We start from the raw sequence: 15,892 nt of genomic DNA on the forward strand, positions 1-15,892 counted from the left end.
CCGGCGGGCGGCGCCGACCGGCGGGCCGCCACGGGGCACCCTCGGGCGCCCGGCGAGGCCGGCCGAGGAGGAGACGTACGTGCTGCTGGTGACCCTGCCGATCGTCGGGACACCGGCATGACGGACGTCGCGCCGGCCGCCCGCCCCGCGTCCCCGGCGAGCCGGCTGCCGTCGCTGACCGGGCTGCGCTGGGTCGCGGCCCTGCTCGTTTTCGGCTTCCACGCCGGGACGATGGGCATCATCGCCGAACCCCGCCACGAGGCGGTGGTGAACTGGGTCTTCACCCTGGGCCTCTCCGGCGTGCAGTTCTTCTTCATCCTCAGCGGCTTCGTGCTGGTCTGGTCGGCCCGCCCGGGCGACACCCGGCGGGCGTTCTGGCGTCGCCGGGTGGCCAAGATCTGGCCGAACCACGTGGTGCTCTGGGTGGCGGCCCTGGCGGTCGCGGCCTGGTTCGCCGACCCGGTGGACCGGTTCGTCGCGCTGGAGAACCTGTTCCTCCTGCAGGCCTGGGATCCCCGGGGTGGCCACTTCTACAGCGTCAACACGGTGAGCTGGTCGCTCTCCTGCGAACTCTTCTTCTATCTGTGCCTGCCGTTGGCGCTGCCGCTGATCCGCCGGGTCCGGCCGTGGGCGCTGTGGGCCGTGGTGATCGCGGTGCCGCTGCTGATCCTGGCGCTCTGGCCGGCCCAGGCCCTGGTGCCGGAGGAGAGCCGCTGGTGGTTCACCCAGATCTTCCCGCCCGTGCGGTCGCTGGAGTTCTGGATGGGCGTGGCCGCCGCCGAGCTGATGCGCCGTGGCCGGTGGCGGGGCCCGGGCCTGCCGGTGGCCAGCCTGCTCTTCGTGGCGACCTGGGTGGTCGCCGCGCAGTGGGTCCGCGCCGAGTTGTGGGCGGCGCTGCTCTCGGTGGCGTACATCCTGATCATCACGGCGGCGGCGGACGCGGACGTGCGGGGCCGGCGCTCGCCGTGGCGGTCCCGGCCGATGATCTGGCTCGGCGAGGTCTCCTTCGCCTTCTACCTGGTGCACGTCCTGGTGATGATCAGCGTGCTGCGGCTCACCGGCGACTGGGGCGTCGGCTTTCCCGGCTGGTGGGGCCTGCTGGTGGTGCTCGGGTTCCTGGTGGTCAACCTGATCCTGGCCGGGCTGTTGCACCGTTTCGTCGAGACGCCGATGATGCGGCTGCTCGGCCCGCGCCGCCCGGCCCGGCCCGCGCCGCCGGGCGGCGGGGGCCCCGGGGCGGGGCCCGGCACCCGCGCGACGGCGGGGCGGCGCGGCGAAGCGACGCCGCGTCCCCGGCCCGCCGGGTCGCGCACCGACCCCGAGTCGGCGTACGTCGACTCGCGCTGAGGCCCCGCACGTCGGCCGGGCGCCGTCGGCGGCCGGAAACCGCCGACCGGTTGCGTGACACCGGTCACCCGGGGGTCGAAACGGTCATCGGGGGCGGCCCCGGTCGATTCCCACCGGGATTTCGGCACGGAAGTCCGCCGCTCGTCCCGTTGTCGCCCGACAGGGGTTCCCGAAACGGTCGTCCCATTGAGTCGCGTCAGTGGCGAAGTGCCCGCAAAAAATGTCTCCCGATCAAGGTTTAACCAGGTGGGAGAGGGTTGGCGGGGATGCCGGGCGGCCAGTAATGTCGGCGCGTCCGGTGCGGTACCCGTTCACCAGGAGGTGACGCCGCGCCGACCCGCCTAATCGTGCAAGACGAACCGGGGACCCAGTGCTTGTGGGGTGAATCCGTGGGCCGCAGGCCCGTGGTAGGGCGCTCTTCCCGCCCGAATCCGTCAGCTAACCCGGTCGGCGGTGCCGGAAGGAGTTCCACCCTCGTGCAGCACCCACCCGCCCCTCGGCCGTCCCGCCGTCTCCACGGCGCCGCGGTGCCCACGCTCGTCCGCCCCCGGGCGACGAGCTGACCCACCGGTCACCGTCACGCGCCCGGCATCCCGGGCGCGTTCCCTGAGTGGTCCACCACCCGCCCGGACACCCGTCCGCGCGGTCGGTCCGCCCTGCCCTCGGCGCGGACCGGCAGCCGCTCACCCCCGCCGAGCCCGTGGAGGAAATCGTGAAGCAACCCCTGAAGCGACAGCTACGTCGTCTCGCGTCCGAGCGTCCGTACCAGCTGGCCGCCGCGTCCGCCGTGGCGTTGGTGCTCGCGTCGGGCACCGGCGCGCTGCTGACCGGAGCCGACGAGGCCCCCGCCGCCGCGCAGGCCCCGGTGGCCGCGGCCGAGTTGCGCGACGACACCGTCGCCTCGCGCGGTCAGGCCCGGGTCGAGACCGCCCCGTCCACCGCCGCCCCGTCCACCGCCAGCGCGACCCCGTCGGCCAGCGCCACCAGCGCGACCCCGACCCCGGACCCGACCCGCGAGCCCGAGCCGGCCAAGGCCCCGGCGTCGAAGACCCTCGACTACGACTACCAGGCCCAGACCACGTACTACAACTGTGGTCCGGCGGCCGTGCGGCACGCGCTCAGCGCCGCCGGGATCGCGCGCAGCCAGGACGCCCTCGGCGCCGGCCTCGGCACCGACGAGATGGGCACCGACTCCGCGCAGGACACCACCCGGGTGCTGAACGCGACCGTGAAGGGCGAGCCCTACCGGACCCGGATGATCCCGGGCGGCGCCGCCACCCCCGCCCAGATGGACCGGCTCCAGGCCGACGTGGTCGCGGCCATCTCCGCCGGGCGGGGCGTCGTGGTGAACGTCGCCGGCAGCGTCACGGACACCGCCGGCGGCTGGCACTCGTTCCCCGGCGGCCACTACGTTGCCGTGGTGGGCTACCGGGACGAGGGGCGGACCGTGAAGATCGCCGACTCGGCGGACCCGGCGGCCGCGTCGTACTGGGTCAGCACCATCGCGCTGGCGAACTGGGCCGCGACCCGCGGCTACTCCGCCTGAGCGACGACACCGCCGGGCGTCGGCCCCCCACCCGGGGGCCGGCGCCCGCTGTCGTGTCCGGGTCACGGCCCTCGCCCCGGCCGGCCCGCGGTGGCACACTGCGCCCATGGCCGACGAGTCGGGTGACCGGGACGGTCGGCGGGTGCTCCTGCTGCTGCACGGCATGGGTGCCACCGGCGACGTGTGGCTGCCCTGGGCGCCGCTGCTCGAGCGCCGGTGGGCGGGGCGCTGGCTCGCACCGGACCTCGCCGGTCACGGCTGCTCCCCACCGCTGCCGCGGTACTCGTTCCCGGCGCTTGCCGCGCGGATCGCCGCGGGGCTCGAGGCGGGCGACCGGCTCGTCGTGCTGGGGCACTCCCTCGGCGGTGTCGTCGGGCTGGCGCTGGCCGCCCGCGGCGGCGGGCTGCCGGTCGACGCCGTCGTCGGGATCGGGATCAAGGCCGTCTGGTCGCCGGCGGAGCTGGCGAAGGCGGCCGACCTGGCCGCCCGGCCGGTGACCTGGTTCGACAGCCGGGACGAGGCGGGCCGCCGCTACCTGCGGGTGGCCGGCCTGACCGGGCTCCTCGCCCCGGACCATCCCGCCGTGCTGGCCGGGCTGCGTCAGGTCGGCGACCGCTGGCGGCTGGCGATGGACCCGGCCGCGTTCGGCGTGGGCGAACCGGACCTCCCCGCCCTGCTGGCGGCGACCGACGTGCCGGTGCTGCTGGCCCGCGGCGAACACGACCCCATGGTCACCGACGCGCAGCTGCACGGGCTGGGCGTGCCGGTCGCCACCCTGCCCGGCCTGGGACACAACGCCCACGTCGAGGACCCGCAGGCCGTCCTGGGCCTCGTCGGGCGCTGAACTCGGGCGACCGGACGGGCCCGGTGCGCCCGGCTCAGGGCGTGGGGGAGAGGGCGACGGGGCCCGGCCCACCGGGCGCCCGGGACGCGGGCACCGCCCGACCGGCGTCGAGCTCGCGCCGCGCGGCGTCCAGGAACGCCTCGGCGTACGCCTCGGCGGGGAAGTCACCCAGGTAGCGGCTGCGGGTGGCCCAGCGCGCCGAGGCCAGCGGATCGGTGTCCAGCAGCGCGGTCAGCACCTCGTCGACGTTCGACATGTCCCGGCGCAGCACGTAGCCCGACCCCGCGAGCGGGAACTGCTCGGGGAACCGGTCGCCGGAGTCGACCATGTCCGTCAGCGCGTACGGCTTGCCGGAGTAGAGGTAGTCGGACACCACCCCGGAGACGTCCGAGACCAGCGCGTCCGAGCGGTTCACGCACTCGGTCAGGGTCAGCCCACGGCTGGCGGCGGCACCGAAGACGTGCTGCCGGCCGCTGCGGGCCCGGTCCGCGGCGAGCAGCTCGGTCAACCGGCCCAGCCGCCGGGCCGAGGCCGGATTCTGCGAGGTGTACGGGTGGGCCCGCAGGATCACCGTCGCGCCCCGGTCGAGCAGCCGGCGTAGCAGCGTCTCGGCCACCGGCAGGGAGCAGTAGTCGGCGTCCGCGTTGTGCCCGGTCCAGGTCGGCGTGTAGAGCACGGTCGGGTTGCGCCGGCCGTGCGCCGGCTCGGGGCGTACCTCGATCGACTCGACCTGGGGGCGGCCGACGACGACGAACTTCTCCGCCGGGATGTCCACCCCGGCGCGGGCGTACCGGTCGACGGCGGCCTGGCCGGCGACGAAGATCCGGTCGAAGATCGCCGAGACGGGGTTGGCGCTGGGGGCCTTGTCGCTGTCGCCGTGGTGCAGTTGGACGTGGGTGAGCTGGGTGAAGCGGATGCAGTGGCTGTTCTTCGCGCCGTGGTTGACGTAGAACGCCGCCCGCAGGCTCGGCACCAGCGCCTCGTCCAGGGCCCTGGTGGTCGGGCAGTAGACCACCGGCGCGCTGGTGGCCGCCGCCACCGTGGGCAGGAACTCCGGCTCGCGCAGCACCACCACGAACGGTCGGCCGATGCGCTCCAGGTACGGCAGCCACATGGTGACCTGGTATTCGGAGCCGGGGGGCGCGGAGAAGTGCAGGAGGAACTCGGGCTGGTGCCGGCGCAGGGCACGGGACACCGCCGAGCCGCCGGCGCCCGGCCGGAACCGGCGCCGGGCCAGGTCCAGCCCGACCGCCGCGGCCCCGGCGGCCACCACGGCGACGGCCGCCAGCGCGACACCGGCCGGCAGACCCGCGACGGCCGCCAGCGCCAGCACGGCGAGCAGCACCGACAGCGCGTCACCGAGGGCGGCGGTGACCAGCGGCGTCCAGGATCGCACCGGAAGGTTCGCGGCCCGCACCTCCAGCCCGCCGGCGTCGCGCAGCGGACCGACCAGCAGCACCAGCCCCAGCAGGACGAGCGCGGTCGCGGCCAGCGCGGGGTCGAACCCGGCGTCGAGGCGCCGGGCGTACCCGACCAGGACCGCCGCCGCGACCAGGGCGGTCTCCGCCGCGCTGTCGGCACCCGGGCGCACCCGTCGTTCCCAACCCGCCGCCGCGAGCGCGGCCACGGCCAGCCCCAGCCCCCAGCCGGTCGCGCCGGTCAGCGCGACGACGAGGAACGCCAGCACGGCCAGGCCGGTGGCCAGCGCGCGGGCGAGCAACTTCCGAACCAGGTCACCACGCATGTCGGCTCCGTCTCCCGCCGTAACCCGACACCCGCGTCAGCCGGCGTCGGCGGGGCTGGCGATCCGCTCGGCCCGCGACGGTCCCGGCTGGGCCGGCACCTCGCCGGGCGCGCGGCGCACGTCGATGACCTGACCGGTCAGCTCCGAGATCAGCACGTCCAGCGAGGCCTGGGCGACGGTCTCCGCGGCGAGCAGGGTGTGCTCCGGTTCCTCGCCGAACGCCTTGGTGCGCATCGGCGTCGCGGTCCGCTCCGGGTTGACGCAGTTGACCCGTACGCCGAACTCCGCCCACTCGTCGGAGAGCGCCTGGGTGAGGTTGACCAGGGCCGCCTTGGTGGACGAGTAGAGCGCGTAGCGGGCCCGGCCCCGGGTGTAGGAGCTGGAGGTGTAGAGCAGCAGCTGGCCCTTGGTCTGCTGGAGGTAGGGCAGCGACTGGCGGGCCACGATGACCGGACCCACGAAGTTGACCTGGAGCACCCGGTCCATGGTCTCCTGGTCCATCTCGGCGAGGGCGCCCTTCTCCAGGATGCCGGCGGTGACCACCACGTGGTCGATGCGGCCGGTGGCCTCGAAGGCGGTCTTCAGCGCCGCCTCGACGTCCTCGGCGCGTTCGACGTGGGTGCCGGTGCTGGAGCGGCTGAACGGGAAGACCTGCGCGCCGTAGCGGCGGGCCAGCTCGGCCAGGTCGTGCCCGATGCCGTAGCTGCCGCCGAAGATCACGATGGTCCGGCCGGTCAGCTCCTCGGTGTAGCTGCGCTCGTCGGTCACCCGGGGGGCCTGCGCGGCGGCGAGCTGGAAGAGCTTGTCCGCCAGGTGCACGTCGACCGGGTGGGTGACCTTGATGTTCTCGTCGGAGCCGTCGATGACCTTGATCGGCGTGCCGGGCAGGTAGCGCAGCACCACGCCGCAGTCGTCGGTGGCGGCGAAGTGCGGGTCGCCCTCGGCGAGCCGGTAGGCCTCGCGGATGGTGCCCGAGCGGAAGGCCTGCGGGGTCTGGCCCCGGCGCAGCCGGGAGCGCACCGGGATGTCGGTGATGCAGTCGTCCTCGTCGACCTGGACGATGGTGTCGGCCGACGGGATGGCGACGTCGACCGCGGCGTACGTCCAGAGCGCGTTCACGCACTCCCGCACGATCCGGCCGCTGACCAGGGGTCGCACGGCGTCGTGGAAGAGGATGTTGCTGTCGCCCTCGCCGACGGCGTCGAGCGCGATGCGGGTGGTGGCGTTGCGGGTGTCCCCGCCCTCGATCACCTTGGCGACCTTGCGGAAGCCGGCCCGGTCGACGATCTGCTGGGCGTCGGCGACGTGGCCGGTGGCCATCAGCACGATGATCTCGTCGATCTCGGGCGCCGTCTCGAAGACCGCCAGCGTGTGCTCGATGATCGGCTTACCGGCGATCTTCAGTAGCTGCTTCGGGATGCCGAGGCCCAGCCGGGTCCCGGTGCCGCCGGCCAGCACCACCGCCACCGTGCGCGAGGGGCGCCATGGTGCCGGGGTCTCCGGTGCGGCGTCCGGGCCAGCGGTGTGGTCCTGCGTCATTGCCGAAGCCTCACTCTCAGGGTGCGTGAACAGAGGGTCCCGCCCGCCGTGGCGACCGGATGAACCTTAACGCGCGGACCGCGCCGCCCCCACGGGGCGACGCGGTCGGCCGGCACCGGGCGGATGCCGTACGTGCGCCGGCGCGCTACTTGCCGGTGAACGCCTCGTATTCCCGGATGACCTCGTCGGTCGGGCCGTCCATGCGCAGGACGCCCGACTCCAGCCAGATCGTCCGCTCGCAGGTGTCGCGGACCGAGGAGAGCTGGTGGCTGACGAGGAACACGGTGCCGGCGCCCTCCCGCAGCTCCCGCACCCGCCGTTCGCTGCGCTTACGGAAGATCTTGTCGCCGGTGGCGAGGGCCTCGTCGATGAGCAGCACGTCGTGGTTCTTCGCCGAGGAGATGGAGAAGCGCAGCCGGGCGCCCATGCCGGAGGAGTAGGTGCGCATCGGCAGCGAGGCGAAGTCGCCCCGGTCGTTGATCCCCGAGAAGTCGATGATCTCCTGGGTCCGCCGCTGCACCTCGGCGGGCGACATGCCCATGGCGAGGCAGCCCAGCACGACGTTGCGCTCGCCGGAGAGGTCGTTGAGCAGGGCCGCGTTGACCCCGAGCAGCGACGGCTGGCCCTGGGTGTAGACCGCGCCACGGTTGACCGGCAGGAGCCCGGCGATGGCGCGCAGCATGGTCGACTTGCCGGAGCCGTTGCTGCCGATCAGCCCGATGGCCTCGCCCCGGTACGCGGTGAAGCTGACCCCCTTGACCGCGTGCACCTCCCGGATGTTCGGCGCCGAGGTGCGGCTCATGATCCGCTTGAGCGCGCCGACCGGGCCACCGCCCCCGCCCGCGCCCTTGTGCACCCGGTAGATGACGTGTGCGTCGTCCACCACCACGGTGGGGATGCGCTCGCGCACCCTGGGCAGCGTCACCGTCACGTCGTTGGAGGACTCGAACTGCTCAACCACGGCCGTACTCCTGTTCGCCCCGCCAGAAGTAGATGAAACCCCCGACGCCCATCACGATCGCCCAACCCAGCGCCGTCACCCAGAGCTGGAGCAGGGAGGAACTGAGCACCGGCGTGTTCTCCAGCAGCGAGATCCGGGCCAGCTCGATGTAGACCAACGCCGGGTTGAGCTCGACCAGACCGGAGGCCCAGGACGGCAGCTGCTCCTCGAAGAGGGTCACGCTGTAGAGCACCCCGGAGCCGTACATCCAGGTGCGCATGACGAAGGGCATGACCTGCTTGAGGTCCGCGAGTTTCGAGCCCATCCGGGCCATCGCCATCGTGAGCCCGGCGTTGAAGACCGTCTGGAGCAGGATCGCCGGCGGCAGCATCAGCCAGGCCAGGGTGATCGGCTCGCCGGTCACCAGCACGATGACGAGGAGCACCGCCATCGAGCCGAGGAGCTGCTGGAACTGGGTGATCGTCACGGCCAGTGGCAGGCAGGCCCGGGGGAAGTGCAGCGCCCGGATCAGGCCCAGGTTGCCGGTGATCGACTGGGTGCCGTTCTGCACCGCGGTCTGGGTGAAGTTGAAGATGAACAGACCGGTGCAGAGGTAGGCGATGAAGTTCGGGGTCCGGTTCTGCGCCAGCACCACGCCGAAGATCAGGTAGTAGACCGCCGCGTTGGTCAGCGGGGTGAGTACCTGCCACAGCTGCCCGAGCCGGGCGTTGCTGAACGAGGCGACCAGCTTGGCGTTGGCGTACGCGGCGATGAAGTGCCGGTAGTGCCAGAGCTGCCCGGCGTATTCGCCGAGGGCCGGACGCTCACCGGCGAACCGGAGCCCGTACCGCTGCGCGAGCTGGGCCCCGGTGAGCCCGGCATCCGGGTCGGCCACCGTGGTGTTGGCCATGGTTAGGCGCTCCGATCTCTTTCGTGCCAACGGGATGCGCGTGACGACGGGGAGCATGGCCGGAGCGGAGCGCCGCCTTGTCGCCGGGCGAACCGTAGTGGAAAACACGTCGGGACGCAACCGTACCGTCGCTGCGCTACATTGTTGCACGTGAAGACCGACAAGAGGCGGGTGCCGGCCGGTGCGGCGGTGCTCCGCGACGACATCACCACGGCCATCCGCCGCGCGGTCACGCAGGAGCTGGCGGAGGTCGGCTACGGGCGGCTGTCCATCGAGGCGGTGGCCCGTCGGGCCGGCGTCAGCAAGACGGCAATCTACCGCCGGTGGCGCTCCAAGCTCGAACTGGTGCTGGACATGGTCTCCGCCGTCGCCGGTCGCAAACTGCCCGTGGTGGACGCGGGGAGCCTGCACGCCGACGTGGAGCTGCTGCTTCTCGTCGCCGTCAAGGCGCTCCGTCATCCCCTCGCCTCGCAGATCATTCCGGACCTGCTCGCCGAGGCGGCCCGCAACCCGCAGATCGCCGAGACCCTCCAGCGGACGCTGAGCGGCTATCAGGACCGGATCGGCGAACTCGTCATCGGCCGGGCGGTCGAGCGGGGCGAACTGCCGGCGGAAGCCGACCGGCGCGGCGCGGCCGATCTGATCGTCGGGCCGGTCTACTGGCGGCTGGCCATTTCCCGGACACCACTTGACACGCCGGAGATCACCCGCATGGCCGCCGCGATCGTCGCAGCCCTGCGGGTAGCATGTACCGGTCCGTCCCTCGACGAGCCAGCGGTGTGGGAAACCAGATCCCTGACCGCTTCCGCACCCCGGCGGGTAGGCGCGTGAACGTGGCGCTCCTCAATCCGGCCCAATTGGCCGCGGGCTAGTATCGCAGCCCGAACCCACCCCGAGCACCATCTGACACAGGAGGATGCCCCATGGCTGGGCCGCACCCAGAGTTCATTCCCCCAGCGCGGCCGATCATCGGCGACGCCGAGATCGAGGCGGCCGTCCGGGTGCTGCGCAGCGGCCGGGTGGTGCAGGGTCCCGAGGTCGCGGCCTTCGAGGAGGAGTTCGGGGCGCTGGTGGCCGGGCGGCACTGCGTCGCCGTCAACTCGGGCACCTCCGCGCTGCAACTCACCCTCATGGCCCTCGGCTTCGGCCCGGGTGACGAGGTCATCGTGCCGTCGTTCTCCTTCGCGGCCAGCGCGAACGCCGTCCGGCTGGTCGGCGCCGAGCCGGTCTTCGTGGACATCGAGGCGGCCAGCTTCTGCCTCGACCCCGAGGCGGTCGCCGCCGCCGTCACCCCGCGCACCGTGGCGATCATGCCGGTCCACCTCTACGGCCACCCGGCCGCGATGGACAAGATCATGGCGATCGCCGAGCGGCACGGCCTGGCCGTCGTCGAGGACGCCGCCCAGGCGCACGGCGCCGCGCTGCACGGCACCCCGGTCGGCGCCTTCGGCACCGCCGGCTGCTTCAGCTTCTACCCCACCAAGAACATGCACGCCCTGGAGGGCGGCATGGTCAGCACCGGCGACGCCGAGCTGGCCCGCACCCTGCGGCTGCTGCGCAACCAGGGCATGGAGCAGCGGTACGCGAACGAGATCGTCGGCGCGAACATGCGGATGACCGACGTCGCCGCCGCCATCGGCCGGGTGCAGCTCGGCCAGCTCGGCGAGTGGACCGAGCAGCGCCGGGCCAACGCCAAGTTCCTCGACTCGAAGATCACCGGCGTGGTCACGCCCCCGGTCGCCGACGCCGCCCGGCACGTCTACCACCAGTACACGGTGCGGGTGCAGGGCAACCGGGACGCCGCCCAGCAGCGCCTGACCGAGCTGGGCATCGGCAACGCGGTCTACTACCCGACCCCGATCCACCGGCTCAAGCCCTACCTCACGGCGGACGGCAAGCCCGGCCCCTGGGACCTGCCGGAGACCGAGCGCGCCGCCGCCGAGGTCGTCTCCCTGCCGGTGCACCCCTCGCTGACCGAGGCCGAGCTGGAGCGCATCGCCGAGGGCGCGAACCTGGCCGGCGGTGCCCGGTGAGCGCCGGGCGCAAGCTGCGCGCCGGCCTGATCGGCCTCGGCGCGATGGGCCGCAACCACGCCCGCGTCCTGGCCAACCTGGACGGCGTCGAGCTGGTCGGCATCGTGGACCCGGCGGGCGACACCACGGGCACGCTGCGCGCACCGGTCGTGCCCGAACTCGGCGACCTGCTGGCCCTCGGCGTCGACTACGCCGTGGTGGCCTGCCCGACCGCCCTGCACGAGCAGGTCGGCCTGGAGTTGGCCGCCAACGGCGTCGGCGCCCTGATCGAGAAGCCCCTCGCGCAGAGCGTGGACGCGGCGGTCCGGCTCGTGGAGGCGTTCGAGGCCGCCGGCCTGGTGGCCGGGGTGGGGCACATCGAGCGGTACAACCCCGCCCTGCAGAACCTGCGCACCCGGCTGGAGGCCGGCGAGCTGGGCGAGGTCTACCAGGTCGTCACCCGGCGGCAAGGTCCCTTCCCGCACCGCATCGCCGATGTCGGCGTGGTGATGGACCTGGCCACCCACGACATCGACCTGACCAGCTGGGTGACCGGCCAGGAATACACCTCGGTGTCGGCCCGGACGGTCTCCCGCAGCGGCCGGCTGCACGAGGACATGGTCGCCGTGGTGGGGCAGCTCGCCGACGGCACCATGGTCAACCACCTGGTCAACTGGCTGAGCCCGCTCAAGGAACGCTCCACGGTGATCACCGGCGACCGGGGCTGCTTCGTCGCCGACACCCTCACCGCCGACCTCACCTTCTACGCCAACGGCGCCATCGACACCGAGTGGGAGGCGCTGCGCGCGTTCCGGGGCGTCGCCGAGGGCGACATGGTGCGCTACGCGATCCCGAAGCGGGAGCCGCTGCTGGTCGAGCACGAACGCTTCCGCGACGCGGTCGAGGGCAAGGAGAGCGACATCGTGACCCTGCGCCAGGGTCTGCGTACGGTCGAGGTGGCCGGCGCCGTCCTGCGGTCCGCGACCGACGGCAGCACGATCAGCGTGGGTACGGGCACCGCGTCCCCGGCGGGGGACGCCGTCCCCACTCGCTGAGCATCGGCGACCGCGGCCCGCCTCCGGCGGGCCGCGGTCGGGCACCCTCGACCGCCAGCCCTCCTCCAGGTAAGGACAGCGAATGTCAACGTCCCGCCGAGCGCCGCGGCTCGTCGTACTGGTCGCCAACGGCATCACCGGCGACTCCCGCGTACAGAAGACCGCCATCGCCGCCGCCCGCGACGGGTGGGACGTGATCCTGGTGGGCCGTAGCAGCCGCAAGAAGGGCGAGCTGGAGCGGTCGGCCATGGGGCCGATCCAGGTCATCCGGGTGCCGGTGCCGCAGACCCTGTCCCGCCGGCCCGCCCGGGAGCACCGGGTCCGCCGGACGTTGACGCAGTTCGGCATCCCGGACAAGTCCGCCCTGGCCCGCTACCGGGCCTCGCACCAGGCCTGGCTGCGGTCGCAGACGGCGAAGCGCAACCCGCCGCCGCGCGCCTGGCTGCGGGCGCACGAGGCGGTCCACCAGTTCCGGCTGCGGGCCTGGGGCTGGGAACAGTTCCACAGCACCCAGCCGCTCCAGCCGACCGGCGACTGGCGGACCGACTGGCCGACGCTCGTCGACATCGACCTGGCGTTCGGGCCGGTGCTGGAGGAGCTGGAACCGGACGTCATCCACGCCAACGACATCAACACCATCCCGACGGCGGCGATGAGCGCCGCGCGGTTGCGGGCGCGCGGGCGCGGCTGCGTCTGGCTCTACGACGCCCACGAGTACGTGCAGGGCGTGGCCTGGCCCAAGCCGCAGCAGGCCAGTGGGGTGCGCGCCGCCGAGCGGGAGTTTATCGGCCGGGCCGACGCGGTGGTCACCGTCTCCGAGCAGATCGCGGAGAAGCTGCAGACCGAGTACGGGCTGCCGAAGACCCCGATGGTGGTGGGCAACTCGCCGGTGCGCGAGGGCATCCGCAGTGGCGCCGTGACCGCCTCCGTGCGCGAGCGCGCCGGCGTCGCCGAGGGCGTGCCCCTGATGGTGTACGCGGGCTGGATCGGCAAGGAACGCGGGCTGGACACCGTCATCGCGGCGTTGCCGCAGCTCCCGGAGCACCACCTCGCGTTGGTCAGTGGCCGGATGACCCCACTGCTGGAGGACCTGCTCGCCCGTGCCGAGGCGACCGGCACGCGCAACCGGGTGCACGTGGTCCCCTACGTCGCCCCGTACGAGGTCGCCGACTACCTCAGCTCCGCCGACCTCGGTCTGATCCCGTTCCAGCGGACCCCGAACTGCGAGCTGTCCCTGCCGACGAAGGTCTCCGAGTACCTGCACGCCGGCCTTCCCCTGGTCACGAGCGACGTGCAGGTGGTCCGGGCGTACGTCGAGGGGCACGACATCGGGGAGACCTTCACCTCGGGCGACGTGGCGGGCTTCGCGGACGCGGTGCGGCGGGCCACCGCCCGCCGGGCCGAACTGGCCGCGCACATCAGCGAGCCGATCCTCGACGACCTGTCCTGGGAGCGGCAGAGCACCAAGCTGCTCCAGCTCTACCGGGATCTCTCCGGCGTCGCGCCGGCCGGCCCGCGCGAGGTGCCGTGGACGGTGCAGGAACGCCCGGTCGCGGCACCGTCGGCGACGGTCGCCGAGGCGCGGCCCCTGGGTGGCTGGCGGGAGCTCGGTGACACGCCGATCCGCCTCGGACTCGGTCCGGCCAACTACGCCGGCCAGGGCGCCGCCTTCGCCAGGGCCATCTGCCGGGACAACGCCGACGTGTCGGCGCAGGTGGTGATGAACAAGCTGCCGGGTTCGTTCGACTACCCGGCGGACGTCTACCTCGACTCGCTGCGCCAGCCGGAGCTGGACTTCCAGCTGGAGCAGCTCAACCGGGTGCTCAGCCAGTACACCCACGTGCTGGTGGACGCGTTCATGCCGCTGTTCGGTCAGCTCAACGGCGACAACATCGAGGGCGACCTGCCGGCGTTGCGCAAGGCCGGGATCAAGGTCGCGCTGTTGGCGCACGGCAGCGAGATCCGGCACCCGGACCGGCACCAGCAGCGGCACGAGTTCTCCCTGTTCCGGGACGCCCCCGACGGCATCGCGGCGAAGCTGCGTAAGAAGGCCGAGCGCAACCGTCGGGTGGCCGAGGAGTCCGGGCTGCCGGCCTTCGTCACCACGCCGGACCTGCTCGAGGATCTGCCCTGGGCGACGTGGGCCCCGCTGGTGGTGGACGTCGACGCCTGGGCCTGCGACCGGCCCGTGCTGCAACGCCCCCGCCCGTTGGTGCTGCACGCGCCCTCGAAGCGGTGGACCAAGGGCACCGACCGGATCCTGCCCGCCATGCAGGCCCTGCACGACCGGGGCGTCATCGAGCTTCGGCTGGCCGAGGGGGTCGCCTGGGCGGAGATGCGCGAGCTGGTCCGCGACTGCGACCTGGTGCTCGACCAGTTCACCACTGGCAGCTTCGGCACCTTCGCCGTGGAGGCGATGGCCGCCGGCAAGCCGGTGGTGGCCTACCTGAGCGACCAGGTCACGAAGACCGTCGGCGGCGACCTGCCGATCGTCAACGCGACCCCGAACAACCTCACCACGGTCGTCGAGTCACTGCTCGACGACCGGGAGGCGACCGCCAAGATCGGCCTCGCCTCCGCCGAGTACGCCCGCACCTACCACGACGGCACGTGGACGGCGCGTCAGCTGACCTCGTTCCTCCGCTAGGACGACAGCGCCGCGACGGCCGCCCCCGCCACCCGCGGGAGGCGGCCGTCGGTCGTCGCGGCGACGCCGGACAGACGACGGCCCGGACGATTCCGATCGTCCGGGCCGTCGTCGCCGTCGCTCAGAAGACCGCCCGCACGTACGGGATCCGGGCCGCCACCATGGAGACGGCGAAGGAGATCACCAGCACGGCCGGGTAGGTCAGCCCGATGACCTCCAGCGACCGGCCGGCCTCGACCGCCGGGATGAGCTGCCGGAACACCTCGAAGACCAGCAGGTGGATCAGGAACACCCCGAACGAGGCGTCGGAGAGGCGGGTCACCAGGCGGGCCACCGCGGGCCGCCAGGTGACCCGGGACCCGATGCTCACCGAGGCCATGAAGATCAGCAGGGTGGCCGCGGCGACCAGCGTGCCGGTTGCCATCACCGGGAAGGTGACCTGGAGCAGGCGGTGCTCGGGCGCCACCCCGAACTGCCAGATCGCCTCGGCCAGCAGCAGGCCGGCGCCGAGCAGGGCGAGCACCGTCCAGAGCCGGTTGAGCACCACCTTGCGCAGGGCCCAGCCGGCGATGAAGAAGCCGACGTACGGCCACCACCGGTTCCAGCTGGTCAGGATGTTCGGCCGGGAGTCGCCCAGCATCAGGGCGATGCCCGGGATCATGTAAGCGACCATGGTCCAGCCCAGCGCCACCCCGGCGGTGACCAGCGCACGGTACCGCCCGCCGGCGTGCAGGAACGGCGCGAGGACCGGCGCGAGGACGTAGAGCCCGGCGATCAGCCAGAGGAAGTACAGCGCGGTGAAGACCTTGCCGTCGATCAGCAGCCGGGTGAGCAGGGTGAGGCTGACGTCCTCGCCCCGCATCGCCATCCGCACCACGACCACGTACAGCACGTGCCAGAAGATCATCGCGGGGAGGATCCGGGCGAACCGCTTGCGGTAGAACGCGGCCGGTCCGGCCCGGTGCGCCCGGGGATCGAGCGTGAACGCCCCGCTGATCATGATGAACGCGGGCACGGTCCAGATCGCGCCGATGTCGATCGCGGTCGCGACCCACCAGCCGAGATTGCCGCGCAGGTCGTCCTGGCCGACGACGACGCCGAAGACGTGGATCGCCACCACGCCGCAGATCGCCACGACCCGGAGCGCGTCCAGCCCGTACTCCCGGGCGGGTGGCCCGCCGGCCCGGCCCGGCTGGTCGGCCGGGACGGCCGCGTCCGGTCGGTGCGGGGCCGACTGCGGTGCGGGGCCGGCCCCGCTGCTCGGCACGACATTGACAGGAGGGGAGGCGGTCACCGGACCATGCTAGT

Annotated in this window: 12 protein-coding genes and 1 riboswitch; of the genes, 7 read left to right on the plus strand and 5 right to left on the minus strand. The window is 73.0% G+C overall.

The annotated features are described in order from the left end of the window. Positions 1-117 precede the first annotated feature (117 nt). The 3 genes from ACQ452_RS09550 (at position 118) to ACQ452_RS09560 (ending at position 3,737) form a co-directional block, all read left to right on the plus strand. Entirely contained in the window at positions 118-1,347 is a 1,230-nt protein-coding gene (locus ACQ452_RS09550) for an acyltransferase family protein (RefSeq protein ID WP_433392362.1), read from the plus strand. Between the two features lie 328 nt (positions 1,348-1,675). Further along, positions 1,676-1,815: riboswitch (cyclic di-AMP (ydaO/yuaA leader) on the plus strand. A gap of 232 nt (positions 1,816-2,047) precedes the next feature. Beyond that, on the plus strand, positions 2,048-2,893 hold the full coding sequence (locus ACQ452_RS09555; protein WP_433392363.1) for a C39 family peptidase: 846 nt from the start codon (positions 2,048-2,050) through the stop codon (positions 2,891-2,893). 106 nt (positions 2,894-2,999) lie between these two features. Next, positions 3,000-3,737: an alpha/beta fold hydrolase gene (locus ACQ452_RS09560; protein WP_433392365.1), complete on the plus strand. Its 738-nt coding sequence runs from the start codon at positions 3,000-3,002 to the stop codon at positions 3,735-3,737. Between the two features lie 34 nt (positions 3,738-3,771). Here the strand turns inward: ACQ452_RS09560 and ACQ452_RS09565 are convergent, their stop codons facing one another. The 4 genes from ACQ452_RS09565 to ACQ452_RS09580 all read right to left on the minus strand — a co-directional run bounded on the left by ACQ452_RS09565 (position 3,772) and on the right by ACQ452_RS09580 (position 8,870). Continuing rightward, positions 3,772-5,481, minus strand: coding sequence for a CDP-glycerol glycerophosphotransferase family protein (locus tag ACQ452_RS09565; RefSeq protein WP_433392367.1), 1,710 nt, complete (start codon positions 5,479-5,481; stop codon positions 3,772-3,774). A gap of 36 nt (positions 5,482-5,517) precedes the next feature. Next, positions 5,518-7,020 (minus strand): D-ribitol-5-phosphate cytidylyltransferase, encoded by a 1,503-nt coding sequence (locus ACQ452_RS09570; RefSeq protein WP_433392369.1) that lies wholly within the window; start codon positions 7,018-7,020, stop codon positions 5,518-5,520. Positions 7,021-7,165: 145 nt separating this feature from the next. Beyond that, on the minus strand, positions 7,166-7,981 hold the full coding sequence (locus ACQ452_RS09575) for an ABC transporter ATP-binding protein (RefSeq protein ID WP_433392370.1): 816 nt from the start codon (positions 7,979-7,981) through the stop codon (positions 7,166-7,168). Continuing rightward, entirely contained in the window at positions 7,974-8,870 is an 897-nt protein-coding gene (locus ACQ452_RS09580) for an ABC transporter permease (protein ID WP_433392372.1), read from the minus strand. Before ACQ452_RS09580 ends, ACQ452_RS09575 begins: the two co-directional genes overlap by 8 nt. A 150-nt stretch (positions 8,871-9,020) precedes the next feature. On the opposite strand from ACQ452_RS09580, the gene ACQ452_RS09585 reads away from it, so the two are divergent. From ACQ452_RS09585 to ACQ452_RS09600, 4 genes are all read left to right on the plus strand, one after another. Beyond that, entirely contained in the window at positions 9,021-9,701 is a 681-nt protein-coding gene (locus tag ACQ452_RS09585) for a TetR/AcrR family transcriptional regulator (RefSeq protein ID WP_433392374.1), read from the plus strand. 92 nt (positions 9,702-9,793) lie between these two features. Then, entirely contained in the window at positions 9,794-10,903 is a 1,110-nt protein-coding gene (locus ACQ452_RS09590; protein WP_433392376.1) for a DegT/DnrJ/EryC1/StrS family aminotransferase, read from the plus strand. Between the two features lie 44 nt (positions 10,904-10,947). Continuing rightward, entirely contained in the window at positions 10,948-11,937 is a 990-nt protein-coding gene (locus ACQ452_RS09595) for a Gfo/Idh/MocA family protein (RefSeq protein WP_433394067.1), read from the plus strand. 82 nt (positions 11,938-12,019) lie between these two features. Beyond that, positions 12,020-14,584, plus strand: a complete 2,565-nt coding sequence (locus ACQ452_RS09600; RefSeq protein ID WP_433392378.1) for a glycosyltransferase — start codon at positions 12,020-12,022, stop codon at positions 14,582-14,584. 121 nt (positions 14,585-14,705) lie between these two features. On the opposite strand, the gene ACQ452_RS09605 is transcribed toward ACQ452_RS09600, so the two are convergent. Continuing rightward, a complete protein-coding gene (locus ACQ452_RS09605) occupies positions 14,706-15,878 on the minus strand; it encodes an acyltransferase (protein ID WP_433392380.1) in 1,173 nt (390 codons plus the stop codon). Positions 15,879-15,892: the final 14 nt, after the last annotated feature.

Source organism: Micromonospora sp. KLBMP9576 (assembly GCF_050941805.1).
In the GTDB taxonomy this organism is placed as follows: domain Bacteria; phylum Actinomycetota; class Actinomycetes; order Mycobacteriales; family Micromonosporaceae; genus Micromonospora.

What these genes read in the sequence shown, in the direction of transcription:
- ACQ452_RS09570 (WP_433392369.1), bottom strand. Translation starts at nt 7,020, where the DNA reads ATGACGCAGGACCACACCGCTGGCCCGGACGCCGCACCGGAGACCCCG.
- ACQ452_RS09590 (WP_433392376.1), top strand. Translation starts at nt 9,794, where the DNA reads ATGGCTGGGCCGCACCCAGAGTTCATTCCCCCAGCGCGGCCGATCATC.
- ACQ452_RS09595 (WP_433394067.1), top strand. Translation starts at nt 10,948, where the DNA reads ATGGGCCGCAACCACGCCCGCGTCCTGGCCAACCTGGACGGCGTCGAG.
- ACQ452_RS09560 (WP_433392365.1), top strand. Translation starts at nt 3,000, where the DNA reads ATGGCCGACGAGTCGGGTGACCGGGACGGTCGGCGGGTGCTCCTGCTG.
- ACQ452_RS09565 (WP_433392367.1), bottom strand. Translation starts at nt 5,481, where the DNA reads ATGCGTGGTGACCTGGTTCGGAAGTTGCTCGCCCGCGCGCTGGCCACC.
- ACQ452_RS09580 (WP_433392372.1), bottom strand. Translation starts at nt 8,870, where the DNA reads ATGGCCAACACCACGGTGGCCGACCCGGATGCCGGGCTCACCGGGGCC.
- ACQ452_RS09550 (WP_433392362.1), top strand. Translation starts at nt 118, where the DNA reads ATGACGGACGTCGCGCCGGCCGCCCGCCCCGCGTCCCCGGCGAGCCGG.
- ACQ452_RS09600 (WP_433392378.1), top strand. Translation starts at nt 12,020, where the DNA reads ATGTCAACGTCCCGCCGAGCGCCGCGGCTCGTCGTACTGGTCGCCAAC.